Below are 14,984 nucleotides of genomic sequence, written 5' to 3' on the forward strand. Positions count from 1 at the left end.
CAATGGCAGACATCAGCCGCGCCGTCATGTTCGGCAAACTCGACAAGCTCAGCTTCGGCGCGATGGAGAGCGCGACCACGTTCTGCCGTTTGCGCGGCAATGCGTATGTCGAGCTTGCGCACTGGCTGCATCAGATGCTGCAGTTGCCCGATTCGGACCTGCATCACGTCATCCGGCACGCCCACATCGAGGCCGCCGCGCTCGCGCGCGATCTGACCGATGCGCTCGACCGGCTGCCGCGCGGGGCGGCCTCGGTCAGCGATATTTCATCGCAGCTGGAAGAGGCCGTGGAGCGCGGCTGGGTCTATGCCTCGCTGCTTTTCGACGCGCAGAAGGTGCGCAGCGCGCATGTGCTCGTCGGCGTGTTGCAGACGCCCGTGCTGCGCAACGCATTGCGCGGTATTTCGCGCGAGTTCGATCGCGTAAAGCTGGATGACCTCGTCGCCAACTTCGCCGATGTGCTCGACGGTTCGCCGGAAGCATCGACGCAGGCGCCTGTCGTGACGCAGGAGCCCGACACGCCGCATCGCACCGACGACGCGTTGCAGCGCTTCACCGTCGATCTCACGGCCCAGGCGCGTGAGGGCCGGCTCGATCCCGTGGTGGGCCGCGATGCGGAGATTCGCCAGGTCGTCGACATCCTGATGCGGCGCAGGCAGAACAATCCGATCCTCACCGGCGAGGCGGGCGTCGGCAAGACGGCCGTGGTCGAAGGCCTCGCACTGCGCATCGCGGCGGGCGACGTGCCGCCCGCGCTGCGCGACGTGAGCCTGCGGGCGCTCGACATCGCACTGCTGCAAGCCGGAGCGGGCGTGAAGGGCGAATTCGAAGCGCGTTTGCGCCAGGTGCTGGAAGCCGTGCAAGCGGCGTTCCATCCCATCATCCTTTTCATCGACGAGGCGCACACGCTGATCGGCGCAGGCGGCGCGGCGGGCACCGGCGACGCGGCGAATCTGCTCAAGCCCGCGCTTGCACGCGGCAGCGTGCGCACCATCGCAGCGACGACGTGGTCGGAGTACCGCAGGCACATCGAGAAAGATCCGGCGCTCACGCGGCGCTTTCAGGTCGTGCAGGTCCACGAGCCCGAGGAGGCGCGCGCCGTGACGATGATGCGGGGACTCGCTGCCGCGCTGGAAACGCATCACGGCGTGCAGGTGCTCGACGAGGCGATCGAGGCGGCGGTGAAGCTCTCGCATCGCTATCTTCCCGCGCGGCAGTTGCCGGACAAGTCGGTGAGCCTGCTCGATACAGCGTGCGCACGCGTTGCGGTGAGCCAGCACGCCAAGCCGCCCGCAGTCGACGACGCGCAACGGCGCATCGATGCGCTCAACACGGAGTTGGAGGTGATCGGGCGCGAGGCGGCGATCGGCGTCGATACGGCGGCACGTCGCGAAGCCGCGGCGGCGGCATTGCAAACCGAAACCGCGCGCCTTGCCGATCTGCACGCGCGCTGGAATGTGGAGCGCGAGATGGTCGAAGACATCCTCGCGCGCCGCCAGGCGTTGCGGGAAGGCGCCCCGGACGCCGATCTGGCCGCGTTGCGCGAACGCCAGGCGCAACTCGCCGAGCATCAGGGCGACGCGCCGCTCGTGCTGCCGGGCGTGGACCGTCACGCGGTGGCCGCGGTCGTGCAGGACTGGACCGGCGTGCCCGTGCTCAACATGCTGAAGAACGAGATCGGCAACGTGTTGCGGCTGAACGAGGTGCTCGACCGCCGCATCATCGGCCAGCAGCATGCCACGCAAATGATCGCGCGGCGCGTGCAGACTTCGCGCGCCGGCCTTGACGATCCGAATAAGCCGGTTGGCGTGTTCCTGCTCGCGGGCACTTCGGGCGTGGGTAAGACCGAGACGGCGCTCGCGCTTGCCGAGGCGCTCTATGGCGGTGAGCAGAACCTCATCACCATCAATATGAGCGAGTATCAGGAAGCGCACACGGTGTCGCTGCTCAAGGGCGCGCCGCCGGGCTACGTGGGCTTCGGCGAAGGCGGCGTGCTGACCGAAGCGGTGCGCCGGCGGCCGCACAGCGTCGTGCTGCTCGACGAAGTGGAGAAGGCGCATCCCGACGTGCACGAGCTGTTCTTCCAGGTCTTCGACAAAGGCCGGATGGACGACAGCGAAGGCCGTTCCATCGATTTCCGCAATACGCTCATTCTGCTCACGACCAATGCGGGCACCGAATGCATTGCGCAGTTGTGCCGCGATCCACGAACGAGCCCGCCGATGGAGGTGATTGAACGCGAGCTCCACACGCAATTGCTGGAGACGTTCCCGGCCGCGTTGCTCGGACGCATGGTGACCATTCCGTATTACCCGCTCTCCAATGAGATGCTGGGCGCCATCATCCGGCTGCAACTCGGCCGCGTGGCTGAGCGTGTGACGCTCACGCACGGCGTGCCGTTCACCTATGACGAGAGCGTGGTGACGCAAATCGCACGGCGTTGCACGCGCATGGAAAGCGGCGGCCGCATGATCGACGCGATCCTCACCAACAGCGTGCTGCCGCGCATCAGCACGGAGTTCCTTTCGCGCGTGATGGACGGAAGAACGCTTGAGCGTGTGCACGTGAGCGTCGAGGGCGAGGAGTTCAGCTATGCCTTCGACTAGTCGCCATGTGCGTATGACCTGTGCGGCGCTCGGCGACGACGCGGTGTTTCTGCGCATGTCGGCGAGCGAGGCGCTGGGACGCCTGAGCCGCTTCGAGATCGCGTTCCTGAGCCTGCACAACGATATCGACCCGGGCACGGTGCTCGGGCAGAACCTTTCTGTGACGCTCGATTATCCAGCGGGCGGGTCGCGCGAGTTCAACGGCATCGTCACGACGCTGCGTCTGCTCGCACCCGGCGACACCACGAAAAATCGCATGGCGCGCTATGAGGCGGTCGTGCATCCGCGCCTGTGGCTGCTCACGCGCGCCTCGCACCGGCGCTTCTTTCATCAGCGCACGGCGCCGCAAATCGTGGCGCAAGTGCTGGAGTCGTACGACATCGACTTTCGCAACGCATGCACGGCGAGCTACCCGGCGCTCGACCATTGCGTGCAGTACCGCGAAACGGATTTCGACTTCGTGAGCCGCCTCATGGAGCGCGAAGGCATGCATTACTTCTTCGAGCACACAGGCGGCAAGCATACGCTCGTGCTGGCCGATTCCGGCGCGGAGCATCGTCCCATCGCGCACTATGAGTCGGTGCCGTTTCAGGGCTGGGACACGCCTGAACCCGACGAAGAATGCGTATACCGCTGGCATGCGGGCGCGACGCTCGAAACGGGGCGCTACGAAGTCAACGACTACGACTTCGAAAAGGCCTCGGTGAGCAACAGCGAAGGGCTCGTTTCGCGCGCGACACGCAGCGCACCCTACGATCCGCCGCGCTATTTGATGCAGGAGCATCTGAGCGGGCATCTGAAAGCGGGCGACGGCGAGCGCCTGGCGCGCGTCAACGTGGAGATCCATCAAACGCAGAACGACGCAATGGAAGGGCGCACCACCTCACGCGGCATCGCAGCGGGCGGCTTGTTCCGGCTGCGCGATCATCCGGGCGGCGCGCAGAACCGTCAGTATCTCGTGATCGAGAATCAGGCCGAAATCGTATCGGATGCCTATGTATCCACGAGCGACCCCAAGCAGCCGATGTTCGATTGCCGTTTCACTGCGATTCGCAGCGACAACACGTTCCGTTCGCCGCGCATCACGCCCGTTCCTCACACTGCGGGCCCGCAGACGGCGGTCGTGATCGGGCCGCCGGGCGAGGAGATTCTCACGGACAAATACGGACGCGTGAAAGTGCAGTTTCACTGGGAGCAGCTTTCGCAGGCAGGGGGCACGGATCGGCTCGATCGCTGCTGGGTGCGCGTGGCGCAGGGCTGGGCGAACCGGCGCTGGGGGGCGATGTGCCTGCCGCGCATCGGCCAGGAGGTGCTGGTGGATTTCATCGAAGGCGATCCCGACCGGCCTGTGATCGTCGGTGCGGTCTACAACTCGACCAATATGCCGCCGTACGACCTGCCCGCGCAAAGCGCGGTGTCCACGCTCAAGAGCCAGTCGACGAAGGGCGGCAACGGCTACAACGAAGTTCGTCTCGACGACCGCAAGGGCGGCGAACAGATGTTCTTTCACGCCGAGCGCGATCACGAAACGTGGGTCAAGCACGACGCGCTGATGAACGTCACCGGCGAACGGCATCTGTGCATCGGCGGCGAGGAGTTTCGCGAGACACGCGGCGCGCGTAACGATTCGGTGCTGGGCAGCAGCACGTCGCGCGTAGTTGGCCCCGTTTCGGTGGCCAGCATGACGACGCACGAGCAGTTCGTGGGCGAGGCGTATTCGCTCGACGCGGGCGCAGCCGTGCATATCAAGGCGGGCGCGGCGGTGGAAATCGAGGCGAGCGCGACCATCGCGCTGCGTGCGGGGGCGTCGTACATCCTCATCGGTCCGGAAACGATCGAGATGTCGAGCTTCCCGATTCCGCTCGGCCCGGGCGTGCCGCCGGTGCCGCTCTCCGTGCCCCCCGCGCCGCCACGGCCACCCCGCGACGCCGACGACGGCACGAGCAAGATACGCAATCAGGAGGCCCCGTGAGATTGACGCTGACTGTTGAGGGCGGCGAAGCCGGTAAGCACGCCGCGCCACGCACGATGGAGATCGACGATCGCGCAACGATTGGCCGCGCGCCGGAAAGTACGCTGGTGCTGAGCGACGCGCAGCGCGGTATTTCGCGCATGCAGGCGAGCATCGAGCGTCGTGACGGCATATATGTGCTGGTCGATGCCGGCAGCAATCCGACACTGCTGAACGGCGAGGCGCTGAACGGCGCGCACGAGGCGGTGTTGTCGCATGGCGACCAGATCCGGATTGGCGCTTATACGCTCGCGGTTTCCATCGAAAAGGACGAGGAAAGCCGGGCGCCATTCGATCAAACGCTGATGACCCAACCCACGCCGCCTGCACAGCCACTCGCAGCGAGCCTGCCGGGCACGCCGGAGTTCGAGGCGCCGCCGAGCGCGCCGCTCATCCCCGACGACTGGGACGCACCACGCGCTGCCGCTGCGCCGCAGCCTGTGCGCGACGAAGCGCCGTTCACGCCCGACCCGCTCGCCGCGACGCCATTGCTGCGCGAACCGGGCCATTTCGGCGGCGAATCGAATCGGGCGCTAATGGAGGTGCTGGGCTCCGCCGACCCGTTACGCGACGCTCCCGCGCCGGCGCAGCGCGAACCGGCCGCGCCGTCACGCAGTTTCGAGCATGTGTCGCCGGAAAAAGCCGTGGCTGCGATTCCGGCGCACCGGTTGGACGAGTCGCGTGCGGCGGCACCGGAGACGCGCCCCGCGGCTTCGCGCGCGGACGACTCGGCAGTGCTGGACGCATTGCTGGAGGGGCTCGGCATCGCCCCTGCCGATGTCGCCCACCTGAGCGCGCAGGAAATCGCGCGCCTCGCCGGTGCGCTGTTGCGCGAAGCCACCCAGGGCACGATGAGCGTGCTGCGCTCGCGCGCGATGGCGCGTCGCGAGGCCCGCATGGCGATGACGATGATCGAGGCGCGCGACAACAACCCGCTCAAGTTCTTTCCCGACGCGGACCGCGCCTTGACGCAAATGCTGGGCGCGCGCGGGCGCGGCTATCTCGCGCCGGACGAAGCCTTGCGCGCCGCGTACCGCGATATCCAGGCGCACGAACTCGCACTCGTCGCCGGCATGCGCGCCGCGTTCGACGACGCCATGGCGCGCCTCGACCCCGACGCGATCGAGGGCTCGCTCGACGCGCCCTCCGGCCTCGAGGCGCTCGTCGGCAATCGCCGGGCGCGCCTGTGGCTGCGCTTCGTGAAGACGTGGGAGCACGTGTCGCGCGACGCGGGCGACGATTTCCAGCAGCGCTTCGGCGAACCGTTCGGCCGGGCCTATCAGGCGCAGCTCGACGCGCTGCAATTTCCCAAGGATTGAGTCACAGCATGTACTGGAACAACAAAGTCATCTGGTCGGAGGGCATGTTCCTTCAGCCGCAGCATCTCCAGCAGCACGACCGGCACGTCGAGGCGCTGCTCTCGGGGCGCGTGAACGGCCTGCGCGCCTACGGCTGGGGGTTTACGACGCTGGAGATCGACGAGGCGCTGCTCAAGCTCGGCAAACTGGCGTTGCGCGCGGCGGCAGGCGTGCTGCCAGACGGCACGCCGTTCAACCTGCCCGCAGACGACGATCTGCCCGAGCCGCTCGATATCCCCGAAAACGCCGCGAACGTGACCGTCATGCTCGCGCTGCCGGTGCGCCGCGCCGGCGCGCCCGAATCGGGCGGCGACGGGCACGCCGACGATCTCGCGCGTTACGGCGCGGGGGACTTCGAAGTGCACGACAGCAACGACGCCGACGCGCCCAGCACGTTGCTGCAGATCGGCAAGCTGCGTCTGCGTCTCGCGCTCGCGCCCGACGTTGCCAACGCGCATGCATGCGCGGGCGTGGTGCACGTGATCGAGCGCCGCAGCGACGGCCGCGTCGTGCTCGACGACGACTATTGCGCGCCGTGCCTCGACTATCGCGTGGCGGGGCGCCTTGCGCGTTTCTCGACCGAGCTGGGCGGGCTCCTTCAACAGCGCGGTGAAGCGCTCGCCGGGCGTCTCGCACAACCCGACGGCGCGGGTATGGCCGAAATCGCGGATTTCCTGCTGCTGCAGATCGTCAATCGCGCGCAGCCGCTCGTCACTCACTTCAATGCCATGGATGGTTTGCATCCCGAAGCGTTCTATCAGTCGTGCATCGCGCTGGCGGGCGAGCTTGCCACGTTCAGCCAGGCTGGGCGGCGGCCACCGACGTTCGCGGCATACCGGCACGACCGGCTCAAGGAGACCTTCGAACCTGTGATCGACGCGCTGCGGCTCGCGCTTTCGCACGTCGCCGATCCGCAGGTCGTGGCGATTGCGCTCGAAGAACGCAAATATGGTTTGCGTGTGGCGCGGGTCGCGGACCGCACGCTCTTTGCCGGCGCGACCTTCGTGCTTGCGGTGCGGGCGCAGGTGCCGGCCGGCACGCTGATCTCCGCGTTCACAAGCCAGGTGAAGATCGGCAGCATCGAGAAGATCCGCGATCTCGTGAACTTGCAGTTGCCAGGCATCGCGTTGCGCGCGCTGGCGGTCGCGCCGCGCCAGTTGCCGTTCCACGCGGGCTACAGCTATTTCGAACTCGACGACCAGAACGAAGCATGGGCGACGCTTGCCGCTTCGGCGGGCATGGCGCTGCACGTGGCGGGCGAGTTCCCCGGGCTCGCCATGGAACTCTGGGCCATCCGTCATTGAAGCCATGCGTGGAGGAACTCTTTCCATGACCGATAACACGAACGCACCGCTCGACGATGCGGACTATCTCGACGCTGCGCGCACGATCCGCATGCCGATGCCGGGGCGCAAGCGCGAACGCTCGGCCGGCGCCGAAGCGCAGGCCACGCCGCAGCCCAAGCCGCAAGCCGCCGAGCCGGCACTCACACCGCTCGATGCCTCGATCGCCGGGCGCAACCCGCTGCTGCGGGCGGCCAATCCGCTGCTGGAACTGGCGCTGCCGCTGCGCCGCCTGCCGAGCCACCCGGATCTCGACACGCTGCGCGCGCAACTGATCCAGATGGTGCGCCGCTTCGAGGCCGACGGCCGAGCCTTCGGCGTGCCCGACACGCAGCTCGGCCCGGCGCGATATTGCCTGTGCACCTTCATCGACGAGGCCATTGCAGCGACGCCGTGGGGCGCAGGGGTCTGGGGCCGCAGGAGCCTGCTCGTGACGTTTCACAACGAGGCTTCGGGCGGCGAGCGGCTCTTCGTCATCCTGCAGCGGCTCGCGCAAACACCCGCTGCCGACATCGACCTGCTCGAACTGATCTACGTGATCCTCGCGCTTGGCTTCGACGGGCGCTACCGGCTCATCGAAGGCGGCAAGCGGCAGCTCGACGAGATTCGCGAACGCCTCGAACAGATGATCCGCGCGCAACGCGGCCCCGTCGAGCGCGCGCTGTCGCCGCACTGGCAGCCCGCTGAGCACGCGCGCGAGCGGACGCTGGGTTTCGTGCCGCTGTGGGTCGCGCTGGCGTTCGCAGCCCTCGTGTTGATGGCCACGAGCCTCGTGCTCGGGCTGCGTATCAACGCGTTCTCCGACCCGGTGTTCGAGGCGATACGCGGCATTCGCGTGGCACCTGCGCCCGTACTCGCGGCAAAGATGCAGGCCGCGCCGAAGTTCGCGTCGGCGCTCGATGGCTTTCTCGCGCCGGAGATCGCGCAAGGGTTGGTCACGGTGGGCGAATCGGGGGACCGCACGACCGTGACCATCAACAACAGCGCCGAAGGCACGCAAATCTTCGCGTCCGGCAGCGCCGAACTCGACCCGCATTTTGTGCCGCTCGTGCAGCGCATCGGCGAGGCGCTGGCGGACAAGCCGGGCAATGTCGTCGTGATCGGGCACACGGACGACCAGCGCATCGTGTCGGCGCGCTTTCCCTCCAACGTCGCGCTCTCGCAGGCGCGTGCGGAGACGGTGCGCGCGATTCTCGCCGCGCACCTCGCGGACCCTGCGCGCGTGAGCGCCGAAGGCCGCGGCGATACCGAGCCGGTCGCATCGAACGAAACCGCTGCGGGCCGCGCGCGCAACCGCCGCGTAACCATCGCCATTCTTGCGCCGGGAGCCGCGCCATGAAGTGGATTCAGTGGTTCAGAAAGCCCGCTGTCGTCACGTTTGCGGGCGTACTGGCGCTTTGTGCGCTGGTCTGGTTCGAAGGGCCGCTCGTGGCGTTCAACGGCACGGCGCCGCTCGAGAGCAGCGCCAGGCGTTGGAGTGTGATCGCGCTCATCCTCGCGTGCTGGGCGCTTTATTGGGGCATCCGTTTTGCAAAAGCGCGCATCGCCAGTTCGACGTTCGTGCAGAGCCTCGTTGCGGATGCACTCGACCCGGCGAAGCACGCACCCGACCCCGCGCGCAAGGCGGCCGACGCCGACGTCGCGGCACTGCGCACGCGCTTCGAAGCGGCGCTGAAGACACTGCGCGATTCGCGCGCGCCTGCCGGCGGCGCGCGCGGCATGCGGCGCATGTTCGCGTGGTTCGCCCCTCGCCGCGAAACGCTCTACGACTTGCCGTGGTATCTCTTCGTCGGCGCGCCAGGCGCGGGTAAGACGACTGCGCTTGCGCACTCGGGGCTGCGCTTCCCGCTCGCGGACCGGCTTGGCGCGCAGGCGGTGGGCGGCGTGGGCGGCACGCGCAACTGCGACTGGTGGTTCACGGACCACGCCGTGTTGCTCGACACGGCGGGCCGCTTCACCACGCAAGACAGCCACGAGCAGGCCGATCGCGGCGCATGGCTCGGCTTTCTCGGGCTGCTGCGCAAGTACCGGCCGCGCCGTCCGCTCGACGGCGTGATGGCCGTGGTTTCGGCCGCCGATCTGCTGCAACAGTCCGACGCCGAGCGTGCCACCTATGCCGCCGCAATCCGCGAGCGTCTTTCCGAACTGAACCAGCAACTCGGTGTGCACTTGCCGGTGTATGTCGTCGTGACGAAAACCGACATGCTTGCAGGCTTCTCCGAGTATTTCGACGACTTCGGGCGCGACGAGCGCGAGCAGGTGTGGGGTATGACGTTCCCGCTCGCATCGGAGAACGAGGCGGGCGAAGGCAGTGCGCCGCTCGCGCGGTTCTCCGAAGAGTTCGGCTTGCTGCACGCGCAACTGCAAGGCCGCGTGCTGCAACGGATGCAGCAGGAAACCGACCCGCGGCGTCGCGCGCTGATCTATGCCTTCCCGCAGCAGTTCGCGGGCATCGAGCGCGCGTTGCGGCGGTTTCTCGAAGAGGCATTCGGCGAGTCTCGTTTCGCTCGCGCGCCGTCGCTGCGCGGCGTGTACTTCACGAGCGGCACGCAGAGCGGACGTCCACTCGACCGCATGATGAGCGCGATGGCCGCATCGCTCGGCTTGAGCCGCGAGGTGGTGATGGCGGACGCCTCGAGCGGCCGCGCGTATTTCGTCAAGCGGCTGCTGCGCGACGTGATCTTCGCCGAACAGGGCATCGCGGGCAGCGATCCGCGCGCGGTGCGGCGACGCACGCGCTTTCAGCAGGCGGCGATCGCAGGCATCGCCGTGTTGCTGGCGGCGGGACTGATCGCCCTGATCGCGAGCGATCGCGCAAATCGCCGCTTCGTCGATGAAAGCCGTCAGCAGATCGCCGCGCTCGCCGAGCTTGCGAAGAAAACCAGTGCGGGCGACAGTCCGCTTGCGGTCCTGCCGCTGCTCGACGCCGCGCGCGATTTGCCCGGCGGCGAAGCGGAGCGCGCTTCGCGTGACACGCTGTGGTGGGCGGGCCTGGGCCTCGATCAGCGCCAGAAGCTCGGTCTCGAAGCGCAGCGTCTGTATCAGCGCCTGCTGCGGCAGACCTTGCTGCCGATCGTCGTGCAACGCATGGAGGACGAGCTTCGCCGCGGCAGCACGGAAGACCCCGCCACGCTCTATGAAGCCCTGCGCGCGTACCTGATGCTGGGCGACCCGACGCATTTCGACCCGGACGCGTTGCAGGTCTGGGCGCTGCGTACCTGGCGCACGGGTTCGATGAAAGACGCGAGCGACGCGCAGCGCGCCGACATCGAGCAGCATTTGCAGGCCTTGTTCCGACGTGGCGAGTTCGATGCGAACTTGCCGCTCGATCAGAACCTGATCGCGCAGGCGCGCGCCGTGCTCAATCGCGTGCCGCTCGCGCAGCGCCTGGATGGCCGTATCGACCAGCAACTCGCGCAACTGCGCCTGCCGGATTTCAGCGTGGCGAAAGCGGCGGGGCCGAGCGGGCAGATCGTGTTCGTGAGAAAGAGCGGTGCGCCGCTCACGCAAGGTATAGAGGGCGCCTACACGCGTGCGGGCTTCGAGGCGTTCGTGCGCTTGCGCGAAGAGGCGCTCGCCAATCTGTCGAAGGACGACTGGGTGCTCGGCGCGGGCCAGACGCATACGGATGCGCAAAGCACCGACGCATTGCGCGCGGCGCTCACGCGGCTCTACAGCGAGGAGGCGATCCGCCAGTGGGACGCGTTGCTTGCCGATATCGCCGTCGTGCCGTTCAGCGCGCCGGATCAGGGCGCGCGCATCGCGAACCTGCTCGGCTCGGCGACTTCGCCGTTGCGCGCGCTGATTCAGGCCGTCGCGCGCGAAACGACCTTCACGCCGCCTGCCGCCGCACCCGGCAAGCTCGACGCGCTCGAAAAGCGCATAGGCGCGGGGGCGGAGCAGCCTGCCGCGCCGACACCCGTCGATACGCATTTTCAGGCGCTGCACGATCTAGCGGGCGCGGCGCTGGACGAGTACATCAACGCGCTCAAGGACGCAGCAGCGACGCTGCAGGCGGAAGACACGGCGCGCAGGCAGGCGCTGCCGCCGCCCGCCACGGGGCCGCTCGACCGCCTGAAGCTGCTCTCGCAGAACGCGCCCGCACCGCTCGCGGCGGTGCTGCAAGGCGTAGCGGGCAATGCTGATACCGTGCAGATCCAGGGCCAGCGTGCGCAACTGCAAACGCTTTGGGCCACGACCGTCGCGCCCGCGTGCAAGCAGGCGCTCGACGGCCGTTACCCGCTCGTGAGGACCTCGACGCGCGACGCCGCGCCCGACGACTTCGCGCGCGTGCTGGCGCCTGGCGGCTTGATCGACGCGTTCTTCCAGAAGAATCTGCAGAATCGGGTGGATACGTCCGGCGCGGTGTGGAAGTGGCGGCCCGAAGCGAAAGCCCTCGGCATGTCCGACGACGTGCCGGTGGCGTTCCAGCGTGCGGCGACGTTGCGGGACGCTTTGTTTCGCGATGGCGGCCGCGACGTTTCCGTGCATTTCTCGGCGAAGGTGGTTTCGCTCGATCCTTCGCTGAAGCGCTTCGTGCTCGATATCGACGGTACCCAACTGAGCGCGACGAGTGATGCGCCCAACGCCACCGCCGCATTCCAGTGGCCGAGCGGGAAGGGCACGGGGCAGGCGCATGTCGAACTCGATCCCGCGACGACGACGCCGCCTCGCGCGGACGGACCCTGGGCGCTGTTCCATCTGCTCGACGCCGCGCGTATCGAGCAGGCCGGACAGGCCGATCATTTCAACGCGACGTTCGACGACGGCAAGGTCAAGCTCGCGCTGGTCGCCGGCAGCGTGGAGAATCCGTTGCGCGCGGGCGTGCTCACTGGCTTTCGTTGTCCGGCCTCGCTATGAACGCAGCATCTCGAATCGACGCCGGTTTTTACGGCAAGGTCCGCACGCACGGCGATTTCGTCGGGCGCGGCCTTTCCGCCGCTTTCGTCGGCCGTTGGGACGCGTGGCTGCAACGCGGTCTGCTGGCCGCGCGCGAACGCCATGCCGGAGGCTGGCTCGATCGCTATCTGGAGATGCCCGTGTGGCGCTTTTCGGCTCCGCCCTCCGTGATCGACGACTGCGCGTGCACCGGCGTGCTCATGCCAGGCATCGACGCCGTGGGGCGCTATTTTCCATTCGTGATCGCGCGGCAGATCGAAGGCGCAGCGCGTGCCGTCGATTCGCGCTGGCACGTCGAGGCATGTGCGCTTGCCCTCTCGACGCTGGCGCCTTCGTTTTCGCTAACGGCGTTCGAGTCGAAACTTGCTACGCTGCACGAGCAGCCAGTCGCGTTGGCATCGTGCGAAGGCGTCAGCATGTGGTGGACTCAGGAGGATGGCGCAACGCATCGACACGAGGGGGCGCTCGATGCGAGCTTGTTCCTGGATCTGCTCGAAGCCTATGACATCGCACGCTAGTCGCTGTCGACATCCCATTCGCGGCGCAGCGTTTCGCGGTGCGGCTCCGGCACCGCGTCGAGCAGTTGCGTGTGGAAGGTGCGCAGATCGGTGGCGCGGGCGGCGGCGCGGCGCGCCACGATACGGGCGATGGGGCCCAGCAGCGTCGAGAGGCGCGAGGCGGCTTCGTTCACGCTTTCGGCGCTGACTGTCTGCGGGCCGATCGTGCGCGGCGCGCCCGCGCCTACCGGAATCAATAGCGAATCGAAGTCGCGTCGCGCATCGTCGTTGGGCAAGTGGGCGCTCAGGCGTTCGCGCAGCGTATCGATGTTCGTCGCCCCTACGCACGCTCGCCGTACCAGCAGCGACGCCACGGGCCCGACATGGCTCGCCAGGCGCTTCTCCAGATGCGCGACGAGTTCTGGATCGAGCTGGGTCTGCATTGGCGGCGCGGGAAACGGCGATTCGAGAGCCGCCTGCACAAGCACGGTTCGTTCGGCATCCTCATGGACGTCGGCAGCGAGTGCCGCAAGCAGCGTATCGCGCCATTCGCGGGCACCGGCGTAGCGCCCTTGTGGGCGCTTCTCCATGCCTTTCATCACCAGTTCGTCAACGTAGGCAGGCAAGCCGGGTACGAGCGCCGAAGGGGGAGGTGGCATCTCATCGAGAATCTTGTGCATCACGGCGCCCGGCGTTCCCGTGAACGGGCATATGCCGGTGAGCATTTCGTAGAGCACGACTGCGGCGCTAAAGAGATCGGAGCGTGCGTCGACGGCGTCGCCCGTGAACTGCTCCGGCGACATATAGCTCGGCGTGCCGAGCAGCGTGCCGGTTTGCGTGAGCGTTGACGTGTCGAGCTGCGCGATGCCGAAGTCCGTGACCTTGCATTCGCCGCGCGGCGAGATGAGCAGATTGGCGGGCTTGACGTCGCGGTGAACGATGCCTGCGCCATGCGCGTAGTCGAGCGCGTCGAGCAGTTGCGCGAACCAGCGTAGGGCGGCCAGCGGATTCATCCGCGTACCCGCGCGCGCGTGCTGCGCGAGATGCGCAGCGAGGGTTTCGCCGCGCACATATTCCATCGTGATGAAAGCGGTGTCGCCCGTTTCGCCATAGTCGTACACCGCAACGATGTGCGGATGGGCGAGACGCCCCGCGGCGCGCGCTTCGTTCAGAAAGCGCGCGGTGAGTTCGTGATCCGCTTCGCCGCCCGCAGGCCGCTGAATAGTCTTGAGCGCCACCTTGCGCTCGATGCGCGGGTCGAACGCCAGATACACCACGCCCATTGCGCCGCGCCCGAGCACGCGCTCGATCACGTAGCGGTCGAAGGTCGCGGGGATGTCGGCGGAGTGGGACATCGCTTACGTCTGCTCTTCGTCGAGAATGCGGAACGCTTCGATGAGGCTGGTCCGCATGCGTCCGAAGGACACCGCAAGCGATGCGATTTCGTCCGATCCGCCCGTTGGCAGCGTGGTCGCATCGAGCTTACCGAGGCTCATTTCGTCGGCGGCGCGTGACAGCGCACGAATGGGACGCGTGATCAGCATGTGCATCATCACGTTCATGACGATCAGCACGACCGCGAACACGGCGGAGAGCGAAAGCATGAACGTGCGCCAGACGGCTCGCCCGCGCGCAATGGGCTGCGCCATCGGCACGGAGACGAACTCCGCGCCGATCACCTCGTTCATGGTCCAGCCGAAGCCGTTCGAGCTGCCGTACTTCTCGATCATCGTCGCGGGCGCGGCGTTCGGCGTGCTATGGCACTGCATGCAGGCAGTGTCGGTAATGCTGCTGGGCCGCGCGAGGAAGAACGAACGGCCGCCTGGCGCTTCGCGCTGGCCGGTCAGTTCCTTGAGTTCCGGATGATCGTGCAGATGCCGAATGACATCGGTCTCCCAGTCGGTCGGGCGGTCGCGCGGATTGGTCGGGTTGAGCATCGTGGCGTTGTACGAGAAGTTCGGGAAGTCCTTTCCCAGCAGTTTGAGCATTTCGATGGCCGAAAACGCGGGGATCGATTCGGGCACGAAGCTGTACTTGATTTGCGTGGCGAGCAGCGGCGTGACGTGCGCCGCGGTGTAGCTCTGCATCGACGATGCGGCGCTCGCGAGGATATTGGCGTCGTGCGCGGTTTCTTCGAGCGCCTGCTTTTGCAGCAGACGGTCGGAGACCACGCCGATCACCACCAGCGCGATCGCGAAGATGATCAGGAATACCAGGTTGAATTTGACGCTGAGCGAGAGTCCGGGCTTCATGGCAGTGAAGGGTCGAGC

9 protein-coding genes are annotated in these 14,984 nt (G+C 67.2%); 7 read left to right on the top strand and 2 right to left on the bottom strand.

Features of this window, described 5'->3' with window-relative positions; genetic code table 11:
* The first annotated feature begins 2 nt into the window (after positions 1 to 2).
* From tssH to tagF, 7 genes are read left to right on the top strand one after another with little or no spacing between them, the layout of a single operon-like run.
* Positions 3 to 2,606 (top strand): type VI secretion system ATPase TssH, encoded by a 2,604-nt coding sequence (gene tssH / locus E1N52_RS35365; protein WP_133188575.1) that lies wholly within the window; start codon positions 3 to 5, stop codon positions 2,604 to 2,606.
* Positions 2,593 to 4,578: a type VI secretion system Vgr family protein gene (locus E1N52_RS35370; protein ID WP_133188577.1), complete on the top strand. Its 1,986-nt coding sequence runs from the start codon at positions 2,593 to 2,595 to the stop codon at positions 4,576 to 4,578. Before tssH ends, E1N52_RS35370 begins: the two co-directional genes overlap by 14 nt.
* Entirely contained in the window at positions 4,575 to 5,936 is a 1,362-nt protein-coding gene (gene tagH, locus E1N52_RS35375) for a type VI secretion system-associated FHA domain protein TagH (protein ID WP_133188579.1), read from the top strand. Before E1N52_RS35370 ends, tagH begins: the two co-directional genes overlap by 4 nt.
* Before the next feature lie 8 nt (positions 5,937 to 5,944).
* Complete coding sequence (tssK, locus tag E1N52_RS35380; RefSeq protein ID WP_133188581.1) at positions 5,945 to 7,279, top strand: type VI secretion system baseplate subunit TssK; 1,335 nt, start codon at positions 5,945 to 5,947, stop codon at positions 7,277 to 7,279.
* A gap of 25 nt (positions 7,280 to 7,304) precedes the next feature.
* Positions 7,305 to 8,657: a type VI secretion system protein TssL, long form gene (gene tssL / locus E1N52_RS35385; RefSeq protein WP_133188583.1), complete on the top strand. Its 1,353-nt coding sequence runs from the start codon at positions 7,305 to 7,307 to the stop codon at positions 8,655 to 8,657.
* Positions 8,654 to 12,178: a type VI secretion system membrane subunit TssM gene (gene tssM, locus E1N52_RS35390; RefSeq protein ID WP_133188585.1), complete on the top strand. Its 3,525-nt coding sequence runs from the start codon at positions 8,654 to 8,656 to the stop codon at positions 12,176 to 12,178. Before tssL ends, tssM begins: the two co-directional genes overlap by 4 nt.
* Entirely contained in the window at positions 12,175 to 12,735 is a 561-nt protein-coding gene (gene tagF, locus E1N52_RS35395) for a type VI secretion system-associated protein TagF (RefSeq protein ID WP_133188587.1), read from the top strand. Before tssM ends, tagF begins: the two co-directional genes overlap by 4 nt.
* Here tagF and E1N52_RS35400 read toward each other — a convergent pair.
* Together E1N52_RS35400 and E1N52_RS35405 are read right to left on the bottom strand one after the other, a co-directional pair.
* Positions 12,732 to 14,069 (bottom strand): serine/threonine-protein kinase, encoded by a 1,338-nt coding sequence (locus tag E1N52_RS35400; protein ID WP_133188589.1) that lies wholly within the window; start codon positions 14,067 to 14,069, stop codon positions 12,732 to 12,734. The genes tagF and E1N52_RS35400 overlap by 4 nt on opposite strands.
* 3 nt (positions 14,070 to 14,072) lie before the next feature.
* Positions 14,073 to 14,966 carry a c-type heme family protein gene (locus E1N52_RS35405; RefSeq protein ID WP_133188591.1) on the bottom strand — a complete coding sequence of 298 codons (894 nt, stop codon included), beginning with the start codon at positions 14,964 to 14,966 and terminating at the stop codon, positions 14,073 to 14,075.
* Positions 14,967 to 14,984 lie beyond the last annotated feature (18 nt).

It is taken from the genome of Paraburkholderia guartelaensis, assembly GCF_004353905.1.
GTDB classification, from domain to species: domain Bacteria; phylum Pseudomonadota; class Gammaproteobacteria; order Burkholderiales; family Burkholderiaceae; genus Paraburkholderia; species Paraburkholderia guartelaensis.

Coding starts and splice junctions, on each gene's coding strand:
- E1N52_RS35370 (WP_133188577.1), top strand. CDS start 2,593: ATGCCTTCGACTAGTCGCCATGTGCGTATGACCTGTGCGGCGCTCGGC.
- tssK (WP_133188581.1), top strand. CDS start 5,945: ATGTACTGGAACAACAAAGTCATCTGGTCGGAGGGCATGTTCCTTCAG.
- tssH (WP_133188575.1), top strand. CDS start 3: ATGGCAGACATCAGCCGCGCCGTCATGTTCGGCAAACTCGACAAGCTC.
- tagF (WP_133188587.1), top strand. CDS start 12,175: ATGAACGCAGCATCTCGAATCGACGCCGGTTTTTACGGCAAGGTCCGC.
- tssM (WP_133188585.1), top strand. CDS start 8,654: ATGAAGTGGATTCAGTGGTTCAGAAAGCCCGCTGTCGTCACGTTTGCG.
- E1N52_RS35400 (WP_133188589.1), bottom strand. CDS start 14,069: ATGTCCCACTCCGCCGACATCCCCGCGACCTTCGACCGCTACGTGATC.
- E1N52_RS35405 (WP_133188591.1), bottom strand. CDS start 14,966: ATGAAGCCCGGACTCTCGCTCAGCGTCAAATTCAACCTGGTATTCCTG.
- tssL (WP_133188583.1), top strand. CDS start 7,305: ATGACCGATAACACGAACGCACCGCTCGACGATGCGGACTATCTCGAC.